The sequence below is a fragment of the Candidatus Nanobsidianus stetteri genome, assembly GCF_003086415.1.
GTDB lineage: Archaea > Nanobdellota > Nanobdellia > Nanobdellales > Nanobdellaceae > Nanobdella > Nanobdella stetteri_A.
The window spans coordinates 1-14,075 of record NZ_QEFP02000003.1 but is presented as its reverse complement, the minus strand read 5'-3'; the positions used below and the strand labels follow the sequence as shown (position 1 = coordinate 14,075).

The window sequence follows — 14,075 nt, the reverse complement described above, 5'->3', positions numbered from 1 at the left end:
CTAAATAACTGCATAAGCAATAATATAAATTGAAGGCATTACACCATTTGGAGGATATGCTCTTGCTATTACCCATTCTACATATTGAGTTGACGTATCATAAACACCATCTCCTGCACTTATTTCTAATGTACCATATTGGAAAGGATTATAATTTAAATTAGAATACGTATATCCATTATTATTTATACTGTATGTATCTAATAATGTTAATGGAGCCCATACTTGACCACCATTATATTTATAATACCCAGTTTGTGCATATGTGGAATTAACAATTAAATATGAATAAATTGTGCCACCTGTGTTTGGGAAAGATGTATAATTTAAATATTGATTTGTTACTGCAGACTTTAACATATCTGCTTGAGAATTGGGAGGATTAGTTCCATAATCATACTGAAATTGCGCAAATGTAGATAAATTAGATGCTGGTGTATCTACACCTGCAGTACTTCCAATACTGGCTGCATAAATTTGATTACTTGTATTTCCAAATAATGCTATTGCATTTGCATGTCCAATACCAGAATAATACCAAGCTTCTTCAACAATTAAAGGTATTTCTGGAATATTTCCATTATTTGGAGGTAAAATATATGTGCCTTCGGAAGAACCACTATTTAGCATTTCAATACCATTTGGGGTTGCTGTAGGAGAATAAGATCCTGTAAAGATATATCCACTCCATCCATCAAATGTATTATTAAAATATCCATATGCTACAAATACATCTTGACCATTATCATATCCTGAAATTACTTGAGGAGAAGCACCTACATATGGATAATATTGAGAATAATAATTAGAAGAACTATTTCCTATATATAGATATACTACTACACTACTATTTGCAGGAATTCCATTTGGTAAATTTATCCACCATACATCACATGTAACTCCATTATAATTTAGTTGACCTTCATACCATGAGTAAATATCTGGACTACTACTATATAATGTTGAAAAATAAACATTTTGTCCATTTGGATTTATTTGATTAAATAATGTTGGATCATTTATATAAGCAAAAGATGAACCTACATTTAAGGTTCCGTTGCAAATAGCAATATCTTGTTGAAAAGGAGAGGGTGTAGAAATATTTTGAGTATTATATATTGTTATTGGGATATCATATATTACTAATGGAGTATATCCTGAGCTAGTGTTAGTATTAGTAGATGAACTTGATGTTAAATTACTAGTAGAATTATTAGGAGCATATAATAAATTAAATTTATTATTACCTGATATACCATAATTATAACTTATTCCATTATATACAAAATTCATACTTTCTATATAATTTGTAACATTATAATAACATAAATTATTTATTATATAACATAAACTATTACTTCCTATAGGTATTATATTTCCATTATTACAAATAATATTGCTTCCGTTTATAGGTGTATTATTACCATTATTATCTGTAAATATTATTTCAGAATTATTTATATAAATAGGTACATTTCCATTATTGTAGATATCAAAATATAATGTATTATTTGAACAAAATACATTATTTATTGTAAAAGATACCATTTGAGATTGCTGTTGAATTTGTTGAGATGAAGAAGATGTTAATGAATAAAACATTCCAGATAGCCATGCATACATTAATCCTGCTATTGCTACTACCATTACAATTAATAGTATTGTTGCTATTATTGGGGAAATAGATTTCATACTATATTATCCGTTTTTTTTTAATATATAAATTTTTATGAATAATTAAGTCTTTGAATATAATAATAAATTAGATAACAAAAAGATATAATAGATAATCTTATGGCTTTATATTATGTTTATTTAGCGTATTATTCATATATTATTCAAATTAATCTATGAATAATTACTAATTATTAATTAGAATTATAAAAAATATAATTTCAATGCGGCGGAGGGGATTTGAACCCCTGACGGGACTAACCCATCGGGTTTCTTACCAACTAAGGTCTTAAGCCCGACCCCTTTGACCGCTCGGGCACCGCCGCGTATTTTATTTTTTATTACACTTTATTTTTTAAATCTTTTTTATCATAAAAATAAAATGGTAAATATATACAAAAAAGGAGGATTATCTGTTTACCAAGGTAGAGATTTAAGAAAAGAAAATGGTAAAATAAAATCTCCTAATAGTAAAAAAAGAAAAGCAAATTATGGAAGATATCCAATTCTAACAAAGATATCAAAAGGTAATGAAGAAATAAGATATATATTTAGAACGAAAGGTGGAAATTATAAAGTAAAATTAAAGGGTGCTTTATATGTAAATGTACTTAATCCAGAAACAAAAGAAATTAAAAGAGTAAAAATATTGGGTGTTATTAAAAATCCAAATGATAAAAACTTAGATAGAGAAAAAATAATAACTAAAAATGCTATATTAAATACTGAAATAGGAAAAGTTTTAGTAACATCAAGACCAGGTCAAGATGGAATTATAAATGGAATATTAATAAAAGAATAATTTTTAAATCAATTTATAAAATAAATTTATAAAATCTTTTTTGTATATTTTGTTTATGGACATAGTAAGACCATTAGATATAATAACACAGTCAAAAGGAAAAGAAATAATAGTAGAAATGAAGAATGGTAAACAATATAGAGGTAAATTGGTAGCTTCTGATGTTCATCCAAACATGGTATTAGAAGATGTAACAGAATTGGATACTAATAAAAAATTACCTTGGATATTCTTAAGGGGTGATAATATATCTGTTATAAAACCTGCAGAATAATTAGAATAATTTCCATATTTTTTTATTTTTAATCATAAAACATAGATAAAATTATAATTTCAAATATTGTTTTGTTTTTAATTAATAAAGTAAATATAAAAAATCTATACTAAATCTTCTTCAGAAATTACTACATAATCGCCAATTGCCTTTACTGCCATAAATGGTACTAAAAATCCATCCTTTGTTTTTTCCAATCCCAATCTTTCAGCATTTTCAGTAGGATTCTTTAATATGATATTCAATACTTCACCTGTTTTTTCTTCAAATTGTAGATCTGCAATTTCCCCCAACTTTCTACCTTTATCTGTAACAACTGGTTTGTTTAATAAGGATGATGCTTCATATCTTTCCATATATATAAAATAGAAAATATCTAAATATAAAGCTTATACATCCCTAACACCCTCCTCACTTATTCTAAATACCGCCTCTCTTTCAGGTAAATGAGGTGCATCAATTAACCTAGCAATCCTTGTTCTATCCTTACCCTTTCTTAAGAATATTCTATATGTAATTGCATGGGCTAAAATATGTCCTCCAACTGCCTGTTGATCTAAAGCGAAAAATCCTTCAGGTTTTGCCATAACTTGGTTTGTTACATATACTGCTAAATTATAAACTGTAGCTAATTTCAATAAATCTCTTAAGTGTTGATTTAATTTTTGTTGTCTTTCTGCTAAATTACTTCTTCCAATATATTCTGCTCTAAAATGCGCAGTAATTGAATCTATAACTATTAATCTTATATTCTTTCCTTCATGAATTAAGCTTGGTATTTTCTTTACAATACTTATTTGATGATCTGAATTATATGCCCTTATAAATATTATATTCTTTAATACACTATCGGGATCTAATTCTACACCCTTTGCCATTTGCACAATTCTCTCTGGTCTAAATGTTCCTTCAGTATCAATATAAACTGCCTGAGCTGGTTTGTCAGGTTCACTTAATCCACCTCTTTCCTTTGGTAATTGAACATTAACTGATAACTGATGACCCAACTGTGTTTTTCCAGAACCAAATTCACCAAAAGCCTCTATCAATGCCTGTGTTTCAACACCCCCGCCAAGTAAATCATCAAGAGCTTTTGAACCTGTAGTTATCCTTTCAACAGCTTTTCTTGAATTATAAAAATCATATGCAGATACAAACCCTTGTCCAACATAATCTTGAGCTATTTCCAATAATTTTTTAGCAGTTTCTTCTCCAAGTCCAGCTTTTTCTACTAATTCATGAACAGAAGATACTGCAAGATCTTCTAATGAAAATATACCAGCTTCTCTCAATTTCTGTGCAGTTTTTGGACCTACACCAGGTAAATCTTCCAAATCTCTAATTTGTTTCTTTTCTTCCTCTTCCATTAAAAGAATATATAATTAAAGTTTATAATTTTATATAAAGTTAAATTCTCTCATTAAAATGTTTTTTATTTCTTCTTTATTTAGTGATAAATATCTTAGATAATTTTCTTCTTTTTCAGTTAATTTTAATATTTTAGATCCATGAAATCCTTTTGATTTATTATTTTCTATATCCAATATTGGTAATAGAATTGATATACCATTTTCTTCAAATAGATATTGTGATAATTTCCCCTCAGAGTTTTCAGAATTTTTATCAATAAATATTTTAGATATTAGAACAACATTATTTTTATTATATATCTTTTCTATTGAATCTGAGGAAGAATTGCTATTTACTTTATATAAATTATATATTCTTAAATTTCCGGAATTATTGATTAAAATGTTTATCTTTACTTTTCCAATTATATTAAATTCATTATATATCATTGAAGTATCATTATTATTGATTCTTATTTTTACTTCAGAATTATCTATATTAAAAACATTATAATAAATATTTTTATCCAAATTAATTTCGATATATTGATTTTTATTTATATTAAATTCTTTTTCAATTATTTTATAATTATCAAATATTTTTTCATAATACTTTTTAAATAAATCTTTAAAAAACTTTGAATCCATATTCTTCAATCTTATTTAATATATTTTTATCTCCAACATATTTTACCTTTCCATCAATTAATACTATTACTTTATCAATATCCAATTCTTTTACAAATTTAAAATTATGAGAAATTAATATTACTATTTTATTTTCTTTTTTAAATTGATACAAATAATATTTTAATTTATTTAAAAATTCTATATCTACTCCAGAATCTATTTCATCTAATATAATAACCTTTCTATTTAATAATATTGATAATAATAATGAAAACCTTTTCTTTTCTCCTCCAGATAAATTATAATTAACTCCTCTATCTAAAAAATCTTCTGGTAATCCCAAATCTTTTCCTAAACTTAATATCTTTTTTTCATCAAAATTATCCAAAATATACATTAATAATGTCCTTGTTCTAATATTTTCTATTTCAACAGGATCTTGAAAAGAATAATATGTATATTTCGCTATATTTTCAGTCCTTTCATTTGTTATATCTACATTATCTAAAAATATTTTTCCTTCTTTTTTTAAACTCTCATCATTTAATATTGCTTTTGCTAGTGTTGTTTTTCCAGAACCATTTGGACCAAATATTAGATATAATTTCCCATATTCAAATTCCAAATTTATATTTTCCAATATTTTTTTATTATCAGAATAAACATTTAGTCCTTCTATTTTTAGCATTTAAAAAATATATTACAAACCCTTATAAATATAACTATGTTATATCTCTCTAAAAGACCTAAATCCTGGAGTTAAACCCCTTAAAGCTCTTTTTCTATTTTTACTATTAAGCAACCAAGAATATTCTTCTCTATTATATATATTTGGATTGTTTGGATCTGCCAATATAACTTCATACCATTTATATTTACCATCTTCTCCAACATAATATGAATTTATTACTTCTAAATTTGGATATTTCCTTTGTACTCTCTGTTCAGCAATTGCTCTTAAACTTATATTTAATGATCTATAATAATAATAATTTTTTGTCTTAACATGTCTTGGCATATCTTTTCTTTTTCTCCATCCTTTCTTTACCCTTATTCTAACAAGTATAATTCCATTTATTGGTTTCCATCCCAATTTTCTAGCTTTATCCAACCTTGTTGGTCTTTCTATTCTAATAATTTCAGGTTCCCTTCTCCATTTAATTAATCTTTCTTTAATTAGTTTCTTTAAATTCTCATCTTTAAATCTATTTTTCCATGTTTCAAAAATATATTTATATGCGGACTTCATTGTTTATTTTGATTATCTTGTTTTTGCTCTTGCTTATTCTCTTCACTAAACTCTTTTTGCACCTCTTTTAATTCTTTATTTAATTTTATATCTTCATATCCGATCCATAATATTAATACACCCAATATTAATATTATTAATCCTATCAATCCCTTTATTACTAATATAGTTTCTCCCAACCAATGATATATTAAAAATCCACCTATTATTATTAATATTAATCCTAACAAACTTTCTTTCATCCAATCTTCCATTTTGTATATTTGTTATAAATAATTTTTTAAATTATATATTATGCATGAAATTATAGAAGAATTGAGCAAATTAATTAATAGTATTCCATATGGTAAAGTAACAACGTTTAAAATACTATCAGAATATTTGGGGGATACATATTCAATAAAATTTATTATAAATTATTATAAAAAAATAAATGGACCCTGGTGGAGGGTTGTAAATTCTGATGGGATAATAAATAATAAAATACAAGAAGAATTATTAAAAAAAGAAGGGGTTGAAATTGTAAATAATAAAATAATAAATTTAGAAAAATATTTATTTAATAATTTTAATGTAAAAGAAAAAATATTAAAAAAATATAGGAAAATTCAGGAAGAATTGGCTAAAAAAATTGTTTTAGAAGATAAAATAAATGATATAAATTTAATAGGTGGTGTTGATTTAAGTTATAAAGATGATATAGGTTATGTAGTATATGTAATATTAGATAAAAATTTAGAATTAATAAATGAGTATATATTTAAAGAGAAAGTTGAATTTCCATATATACCATCATTTTTAGCTTTTAGAGATGGAGAACCGATTATAAAAACATTTAATAAAATAAAAGAAAAAATAGATATATTATTTGTAAATGGGCATGGGATTTCTCATCCATTCAAATTGGGTTTAGCATCATATGTTGGGGTAAAATTAAATATACCTACTATTGGAATAACCAAAAAATTGTTATCTGGAAATGTTATTGATAATAAGATTATAATAAATAATGAAATAAGGGCATATAAAATAGAAAAATTTGGAGAAATAATATATTCTTCACCAGGAAATTTAATATCATTAGAAAAAACAAAAGAATTATCTGAAAAATATTGGATAAGTGGAAAATATCCAGAACCAATAAGATTAGCAGATATAATTAGTAAAAAAATTAAACATATGGAATAATTCTATTAATTATTTCTCTAAATTTTTCTATCTTATAATAAAGTGTAGGAACGATCATTGAATAAGAATATCCTAAAATATTATATAATAAATAATCTTCTTTTATATAGTTATTATGGTTTATTAATTCATATAACCCTATAGAAATAAAAAAGTTCGCTGTATTTATTAAATATGATCTGTAAAGCTCTTTTTTTGTTTCTGGAAATGAATAATCCAAAAATTTCTTTATATATTTTTTCAATCTCTCAGGAGTAATTTCTTCAATAAATTTTGATAATTTTAATTTTTTACTTTTATCATCAAAAAGCTTTTCTATTATATCGGATAAAAACATTATTCCTTAAATGCCTGTACAATTAATTTCTCTCCAACATCCCAAACTAAGACCTTTTGTCCTTCTTGTATCTTACCCTTTAAATTTTCATCCAATACCTTTGCATCAAATGTTTCATATGTATCTAAATCCATTACTGTATATTTATCATCTGATATTTTTGCAATAACTTGTCCCTTTATTTTATTTATTACAGGAACCTCTATTGGATCCTGTGTTGGCTTTACTAACTCTGTAGTCTTTCCAGATACTATAGATCTTATTAAAATTCTTGCCTTTGCAGAACCATGTTTACCTGTCTTTGCAGTTTCCATTTCTAATACTTCCCATACTTCATTATTATACCATATATATGATCCTTTCTTTAAATCAATAACCTTCTTAACTTGTATCTCTGGCATAAAATTATTATTAATTTGAATTACTTATATATATTACTATTGAATATTTTATTCAAAATACATAAACATAATAAAATAAATTATAGTAATGGTGGATTATGAAATCTTAGATAATGGAATAAAATTATATAAAGTACCATTTAGAAATGAGAATATTGCAATAGGAATATTAGTAAATATTGGGTCAATATTTGAAGATAAAGAATTTAGGGGAATTTCTCATTTACTAGAACATATGATGTTTCAGTCTAATAAAAAATATAATAAAAACCAAATACATCTATTATTTGAAGAAAGCGGATCAATTCATAATGCAATGACCTATTATAATTATACTTTATATTTTGCTGCAGTAATGAAAGAAGGATTTGAAAATATTGTAGATTTATTTTATTGGATGTTTGAAAATGATAAATATGATAATAATGAATTTGAAAATGAGAAAAATGTTGTAAAAACAGAAATAATGATGAGAGAAGAAGATCCAAGAATATTTTTGGAAGATAATTTATCAAAATCTGTTTATGGAGATTCTGATTATGGAGATCCTATAGGAGGTTATATTGAAACAATTAATAATATAACAAAAGATACATTAGAAGAATTTAAATACAAATATTATTCTCCTAAAAATATTTCAATATTTTTAGAAGGAAATATAAGTGATAAAGATGTTGAAATTGTCAAAAAATATTTTTCTAGATTGGAAGGAAATGATATAAAATTAAAAAACCCAATTAAAGGAGAGGGAAAAGATATAATAATAAAAATGAAAAATATACAACAGATATATTATAGTATTAATTTAAATAGTAATATTAAAAATACGATGTTAATTGATGCATTAACAGAATTTTATAATTTGGGTGCATCTTCAAAAATATTTGAAATATTTAGAAATAAATATAGTATAGGATATTCTCCCTCACTTTCTTTATCAAATTTCTATGATGATGAAATTATATATTCATTGATTATACCTGGATTTCAAATTGATAAAGAAAAAATATTGGATAATGCTATTGAAGAATTTTTGGATAATTTAAAAAATGTAGATAATAAATATAAGAAAGCAAGATCAAATATATATAAATTCAATTATAATCTTAAAAAGGAAAATATAGTAAAAAGAATAGAAACAGATCCATATTTGATAAAAATATTAAATATGGATTATGATCAATATTTCAATAATGTATATAATATATTATCAAACATAGATAAAGATTTCATTGAAGAAAATAATAAATATATATATGATTTATTTGAAAAAGGTAAAAAAGTTATAATTTACCCTGAAGATTATGATAAAAGAAATAATTAAAGGAATTGAAGAAACATTAAGTGAAAATAATATAAACGAAAAACTTGCATCCCCATATATTTGGGAAAAATATAAAGACCCTTTTAAGGTATTAATAACAGTACTATTATCTATAAGAGTAAGGGAAGAAAAAACATTGGAAGTTTCTGAAAGATTATTTAATAAATATAATAAACTTGAGGATATTAGAAATGCATCTTTAGAAGAAATAAAGGATACAATAAGGGATATTGGATTATATAATAATAAAGCAAAATGGATTAAAGAAATTGCTGAAAAATGGGATTATAATAAATATTGTGATGAAGAATATATTAGATCATTACCTGGTGTTGGAAGAAAGATTGCAAATGTATATTTAATAATTGTATGTAATAAAAACTATATTGCAGTAGATACACATGTTCATAGAATATCAAACAGAATTGGGATCGTAAAAACAAAAAATCCTGAAGAGACTGAAATAGAATTATATAAGGTTATACCTGAAGAATATTATAATAAAATTAATTTTCTATTTGTTTTATTCGGTAGAAATATATGTAAACCAATTAATCCAAAATGCAATATATGTAAAATAAATAAATATTGTAAATATTATAAAAAACTATTTAGGAGGAACCGATCTCTTTATTAATTCTACATGCTCATCTGTAATTTTTTCTTCTGCATATTTTTCTAATTTTACTCCATTATCTATCTTTACTTTATGGAATAAGAATAACTTGTTTTGTAAATCTCCCGTAAATGTTCTTATTTCCTTTAAAGATTTTAGATATTCTCTTATTTCATCATTCAATATTTCGGATAATTGTTTTGTTGCAACCCAAATTCTCATATGGATTAACAATGAATTTTTATATCCAGCATTTTTTAATGCCAATATTGTTTTCTTTGTTATTTCAGATACATATGATACCTTTTGTTCGCCACCATATGCAATAAATACAGCATCAAAATTATTTTTTACAATATCTTTTGCTATATCATTCAATTTATTCTCATCATATACATATACTCTTGCTATTTTATCTCTATACCCTTCTTTTAATATTAAAGAAGATACTAAAGAAGATGATAGAGCAGAACATATTCTATCTGGATATGTTATTATTGCTATATTCTTATATCCATCAAATATTCTCTTTGCTGCAACATATCCTGTTAATCCTCTTAGATATATCTCTTCTTCTAGAGAAGCTAAGCTCATTATCTCCATAAAATACTATAACAAAGTTATATTTAAAAATATAGAAGAAAGAAAAATAAAATTATTATATAGCCTTTACATCTTCTTGAATATTTGTTTTGTTGCTAATTGTATATCTTCTCTCTTTACAGTTGTTCTTTTTCCATGATTTGCCAATGAAACTGCTTCTTTTGCAATTTCTAATGCTATATCTTCTAATTCTTGTTTTAGGTATCTGATTGCTTTATCTGATACTCTTGTTACTCCTGCCTGTTCACCCTTTTGCTTTAAGATTCTTTCAACTACAGCCATTGGAATTCCCCTCTCTCCTCTTGCCATAAAATATATATTATTAAACTTCCTTATAAATTTTTCATATTTTGACTGATGAAAACCAAATCTTATCATAAAAATACTTTGAGATCTTAATCACACACATTTTTATTTTACTATATTACGTATCCCATGGGTATATATCAAAAAGATAGAATTTACCCAACAAATTTAAAATTGGGGTAAATATTTAAAAAATAGGCTATTCTCTTGGTGCTAATACAAATCCAAATTTAAATTTATCAGTTGACTTATAATCAATCCATATTGGTTTTCCAGAGTCCAATTTAAATGTTAATGTATCGGATATCTTTGCTACTTTAGATAATTTATACAAATAATCTATAGAATATCTTGCCATTGCTTTTGATGGAACTTCCATAGATAATACACTCTCATCTTGTGGAGTTAAATCAATTCTCATATCTTTCAATTCACCTTCAGCAATAAATGATACCTTTGGACCATCCGGATCTGCAACAATTTTTATTTCATCTGCAATTACTTTTGCAGATTCTATTATATCATAAAATGCCTTTGAATCCATCTCAACCTTTACAGATAATTCTAAGCTTGGTAAGTCCATAAATGATCCTTCAGATTCTATTAATGGTAAGGTAAATACTTTTTTTGCTTTTCCATATACAGTTAAAACAAATTTATTTTTTTCTTTATCTATTTCCCACGATATTTGGTTCTTTAATGCAACTTTTGTCATTATTTTCTTTAAATCTTCTAAATTTATTGTAAATTTTTCTTCATCTTGTACATCATATTCTGTAAACATGTTTGGATACATATCCAATAAAATTACTGCAACATTTGCTGGATCCAATGATGATAAAAATATACCATCCTTATTTGCTTTAAATGTTCCTTCCGATAAAAAACTTACTATCGCAGGTAATATATTTTTTATCTCTTTAGCTTGTGGGAAGGTTACCTTCATTCATTATAATTCCAAAAAAATTTTAAATATATATTTAGAGTGTACTCTAATAAGCCTTACCTTGAGTATATCCAAATATAAACCCTATGAGAAAAATTATCCCAACCTGAATATAGTAATGTTGGAATAATGTTACAAAATCACTAAAACCCCCCGTAAAATTATGATACTCAAAATATGAATATGCAACCAACAATATTGCTGCTATTATCAATGCAACCATGAACGCACTACCATGTGTCATCATTTGACTTTTCATAAAATCAATTAGATATTTTAGTATTTAAAAATATTTTATATATGAATCTCCCAGAATATTTATCTAAATATTCATTATAATTACCGCATTTTGGGGAATATATACATCTTGGGCATCCGTCCAAACATTTACATTTATTTAAAGATATTATAGATTTTTTAATTAATTTTTCTATATTATTATATAATATTTCTGCTAAACCGACACCTGATTCATATCCTTCATATATAAATATTGTTGGTTTATTTGTTTGTGGATGAATTGGATAAGAATATCCACCAAGTTCCTGCGAATCTACAAATGTTACAACTGGGGATATTTTTATTATATTATGTTCTATTGCATGTAGTCCAGATCTAAATGAAGATTCATAATCAACAATTTTCTTAACTAAAAATACTAATATATTATCCTTTATTCCATAATTTTTTTCTAAAAATTCTCCAATTATTTCTTTTATTTTTTTACTTGCTAACCCTCTATATTTTTCATAAAAGAAATCTTTACTTATAGTAGAAGAAAAGTTCAATATCTCGTCAACATTTATATTATATTTTTTCTTTTCAATATATTTTTTTAATTTATCTAAAAAGAAATTATAATAAATACTTTCCAATTCTTTTTGATATCTTTCAGGTATTATAATCCATATTGCCTTTGTATTAAATTCATAATTTATACTTTTCTCATAATAATTTATATTTTGTATATAATTTTCCCCCATTTTATATTTTTCAATATATCCTACAAATTCTTTTTTTACTTTTATTTCTCCCAAATATATTTCCCAATCATTTATTACCTTTTTATCTATTGTATTAATTATTTTTACATCTTCATAATATATTGGACTTGTTTCTATATTTGAAAATTCTGGTCTAAAGAATACGAATGTAACATTATCTATATTATAATAATCTGTTATTCTAATTGCCCTTCCGGAAGAATAATATACCATTCCAGGTAATAGATAATCATAAAATGAGTGTTCATCCATTTCTTCCAAAATTTTTCCTTTACCTTTTAACATATTTATTATCCTTATTAATCCTTCCTTTTTCTTTATTCTTTTTATCATATCTTCTTCTTCCTTTGTTAAATCTACAACATAATATACTTTATCCGAAATATTTCTTAATCCAGAATATATTACTTGATTATTTAATTTATAATATTCCTTACCAAATAATGGATCCTTTATTTTTGATACAACATTTTCCTTTTCCAATTCTTCCAAATACTTTTTCTCTAAATCATTTAATATACCTTTATCAATTCTCCCAAATTCATATATTAAATATTTTAAATGTTTCTTAACAACTTTTTCATTATCTAAATTTAATGGAATATTATCTAACTTATTCTTCTCAATTCTATCTAAAAATTCTTTTATATTTGTTGAATAATAAAAGTCTAATGCATCCTTTTTAAATATCATTATATCTATTGAATCAGAAATTCTTCCAGATCTTCCAAATCTTTGAATTATTGAAGAAATTCCATCCCTGGGTATTCCATAATTTACTACAGATCTTATTTCTCCAATATCTATTCCAAGTTCTAATGCGGGTGTAGTTAATAATATTAAATATTCTCCAGATTTAAATTTTTGCTCAATTTCTTTCCTCTTTTCCCTTAAATAACTTGCCTTATATGTATAAATTTTATTATATTTATCTAAATCTTGAGATTCTAACTTTAATAATTCAACACCTTTCTTTGATTCAATAAATATTAAAGATTTTATATTATTTTCTAATAAAATCCTTATTGACCTTTTTAATAATAATCTAGAACTTGAACTTTTTGGATCTAAACAAATTATATATTTTTTATATTTATTACTATAATCTTTATCAATTAATTCAAAATCTAGATCAAACATATTTTTTGCGAATTCTATAGGATTCTTTAATGTTGCAGATAATGTTAATATTTTAAAATTATTATTTTTATAGAAATATTTTAATAATCTGATTAATCTTCTAAATGTATATGCAGCATTTGTTCCGAATACGCCTCTATATGAATGTAATTCATCTACAACAATTAAATCTAAATTTCTAAAGAAATAAAATAATTTATCGTGATTTTTTAATATATATAAATGTAAATTA

Annotated in this window: 19 protein-coding genes and 1 tRNA gene; 5 read left to right on the top strand and 15 right to left on the bottom strand. The window is 24.2% G+C overall.

Features of this window, described 5'->3' with window-relative positions; all coding sequences use genetic code 11:
• Nucleotides 1-1,692: an archaellin/type IV pilin N-terminal domain-containing protein gene (locus tag DDW03_RS00285; RefSeq protein ID WP_228615065.1), complete on the bottom strand. Its 1,692-nt coding sequence runs from the start codon at nucleotides 1,690-1,692 to the stop codon at nucleotides 1-3.
• Between the two features lie 207 nt (nucleotides 1,693-1,899).
• Nucleotides 1,900-2,000: transfer RNA gene (locus DDW03_RS00280), tRNA-Leu, on the bottom strand.
• Nucleotides 2,001-2,056: 56 nt separating this feature from the next.
• On the opposite strand from DDW03_RS00280, the gene DDW03_RS00275 reads away from it, so the two are divergent.
• Nucleotides 2,057-2,476 carry a 30S ribosomal protein S8e gene (locus DDW03_RS00275; protein WP_228615064.1) on the top strand — a complete coding sequence of 140 codons (420 nt, stop codon included), beginning with the start codon at nucleotides 2,057-2,059 and terminating at the stop codon, nucleotides 2,474-2,476.
• A 55-nt stretch (nucleotides 2,477-2,531) separates the two neighbouring features.
• On the top strand, nucleotides 2,532-2,750 hold the full coding sequence (locus DDW03_RS00270; RefSeq protein ID WP_228615063.1) for an LSM domain-containing protein: 219 nt from the start codon (nucleotides 2,532-2,534) through the stop codon (nucleotides 2,748-2,750).
• A 104-nt stretch (nucleotides 2,751-2,854) separates the two neighbouring features.
• Here the strand turns inward: DDW03_RS00270 and DDW03_RS00265 are convergent, their stop codons facing one another.
• From DDW03_RS00265 to DDW03_RS00240, 6 genes are read right to left on the bottom strand one after another with little or no spacing between them, the layout of a single operon-like run.
• Entirely contained in the window at nucleotides 2,855-3,106 is a 252-nt protein-coding gene (locus tag DDW03_RS00265) for a PRC-barrel domain-containing protein (protein ID WP_228615062.1), read from the bottom strand.
• A gap of 33 nt (nucleotides 3,107-3,139) precedes the next feature.
• On the bottom strand, nucleotides 3,140-4,117 hold the full coding sequence (radA, locus tag DDW03_RS00260) for a DNA repair and recombination protein RadA (protein WP_228615061.1): 978 nt from the start codon (nucleotides 4,115-4,117) through the stop codon (nucleotides 3,140-3,142).
• Nucleotides 4,118-4,147: 30 nt separating this feature from the next.
• Nucleotides 4,148-4,747 (bottom strand): SufD family Fe-S cluster assembly protein, encoded by a 600-nt coding sequence (locus DDW03_RS00255; protein WP_228615060.1) that lies wholly within the window; start codon nucleotides 4,745-4,747, stop codon nucleotides 4,148-4,150.
• Nucleotides 4,728-5,417, bottom strand: coding sequence for an ABC transporter ATP-binding protein (locus DDW03_RS00250; protein ID WP_228615059.1), 690 nt, complete (start codon nucleotides 5,415-5,417; stop codon nucleotides 4,728-4,730). The genes DDW03_RS00255 and DDW03_RS00250 overlap by 20 nt, the downstream gene beginning before the upstream one ends.
• A gap of 39 nt (nucleotides 5,418-5,456) precedes the next feature.
• Nucleotides 5,457-5,978, bottom strand: a complete 522-nt coding sequence (locus DDW03_RS00245) for a 50S ribosomal protein L15e (protein WP_228615058.1) — start codon at nucleotides 5,976-5,978, stop codon at nucleotides 5,457-5,459.
• Nucleotides 5,975-6,232 carry a hypothetical protein gene (locus DDW03_RS00240; protein ID WP_228615057.1) on the bottom strand — a complete coding sequence of 86 codons (258 nt, stop codon included), beginning with the start codon at nucleotides 6,230-6,232 and terminating at the stop codon, nucleotides 5,975-5,977. Before DDW03_RS00240 ends, DDW03_RS00245 begins: the two co-directional genes overlap by 4 nt.
• A gap of 40 nt (nucleotides 6,233-6,272) precedes the next feature.
• Between DDW03_RS00240 and DDW03_RS00235 the strand changes: the two genes are divergently transcribed.
• Nucleotides 6,273-7,166 carry an endonuclease V gene (locus DDW03_RS00235; RefSeq protein WP_228615056.1) on the top strand — a complete coding sequence of 298 codons (894 nt, stop codon included), beginning with the start codon at nucleotides 6,273-6,275 and terminating at the stop codon, nucleotides 7,164-7,166.
• Here the strand turns inward: DDW03_RS00235 and DDW03_RS00230 are convergent.
• Together DDW03_RS00230 and eif5A are read right to left on the bottom strand one after the other, a co-directional pair.
• The gene (locus DDW03_RS00230; RefSeq protein WP_228615055.1) at nucleotides 7,150-7,503 is read right to left on the bottom strand and encodes a hypothetical protein; all 354 of its coding nucleotides are present in this window, start codon (nucleotides 7,501-7,503) and stop codon (nucleotides 7,150-7,152) included. The two genes, DDW03_RS00235 and DDW03_RS00230, sit on opposite strands and share 17 nt — an antisense overlap.
• Nucleotides 7,503-7,904, bottom strand: coding sequence for a translation initiation factor IF-5A (eif5A, locus tag DDW03_RS00225; protein WP_228615054.1), 402 nt, complete (start codon nucleotides 7,902-7,904; stop codon nucleotides 7,503-7,505). The genes DDW03_RS00230 and eif5A overlap by 1 nt, the downstream gene beginning before the upstream one ends.
• Before the next feature lie 88 nt (nucleotides 7,905-7,992).
• Here eif5A and DDW03_RS00220 point away from each other — a divergent pair, with 88 nt between their 5' ends.
• Both DDW03_RS00220 and DDW03_RS00215 read left to right on the top strand, forming a co-directional pair.
• On the top strand, nucleotides 7,993-9,228 hold the full coding sequence (locus tag DDW03_RS00220) for a M16 family metallopeptidase (RefSeq protein ID WP_228615053.1): 1,236 nt from the start codon (nucleotides 7,993-7,995) through the stop codon (nucleotides 9,226-9,228).
• Nucleotides 9,209-9,865: an endonuclease III domain-containing protein gene (locus DDW03_RS00215; protein WP_228615052.1), complete on the top strand. Its 657-nt coding sequence runs from the start codon at nucleotides 9,209-9,211 to the stop codon at nucleotides 9,863-9,865. The genes DDW03_RS00220 and DDW03_RS00215 overlap by 20 nt, the downstream gene beginning before the upstream one ends.
• On the opposite strand, the gene DDW03_RS00210 is transcribed toward DDW03_RS00215, so the two are convergent.
• The 5 genes from DDW03_RS00210 to DDW03_RS00190 form a co-directional block, all read right to left on the bottom strand.
• Nucleotides 9,836-10,447, bottom strand: a complete 612-nt coding sequence (locus tag DDW03_RS00210) for a hypothetical protein (protein ID WP_228615051.1) — start codon at nucleotides 10,445-10,447, stop codon at nucleotides 9,836-9,838. The genes DDW03_RS00215 and DDW03_RS00210 overlap by 30 nt on opposite strands.
• A gap of 66 nt (nucleotides 10,448-10,513) precedes the next feature.
• Nucleotides 10,514-10,756 carry a histone family protein gene (locus DDW03_RS00205; RefSeq protein WP_228615050.1) on the bottom strand — a complete coding sequence of 81 codons (243 nt, stop codon included), beginning with the start codon at nucleotides 10,754-10,756 and terminating at the stop codon, nucleotides 10,514-10,516.
• A 196-nt stretch (nucleotides 10,757-10,952) separates the two neighbouring features.
• Nucleotides 10,953-11,699, bottom strand: a complete 747-nt coding sequence (locus tag DDW03_RS00200; RefSeq protein ID WP_228615049.1) for a beta clamp domain-containing protein — start codon at nucleotides 11,697-11,699, stop codon at nucleotides 10,953-10,955.
• Nucleotides 11,700-11,745: 46 nt separating this feature from the next.
• Complete coding sequence (locus DDW03_RS00195; RefSeq protein ID WP_228615048.1) at nucleotides 11,746-11,958, bottom strand: hypothetical protein; 213 nt, start codon at nucleotides 11,956-11,958, stop codon at nucleotides 11,746-11,748.
• A 4-nt stretch (nucleotides 11,959-11,962) separates the two neighbouring features.
• Nucleotides 11,963-14,075: DEAD/DEAH box helicase (locus DDW03_RS00190; RefSeq protein ID WP_228615047.1), on the bottom strand; the 2,113-nt coding region annotated here is incomplete at its 5' end.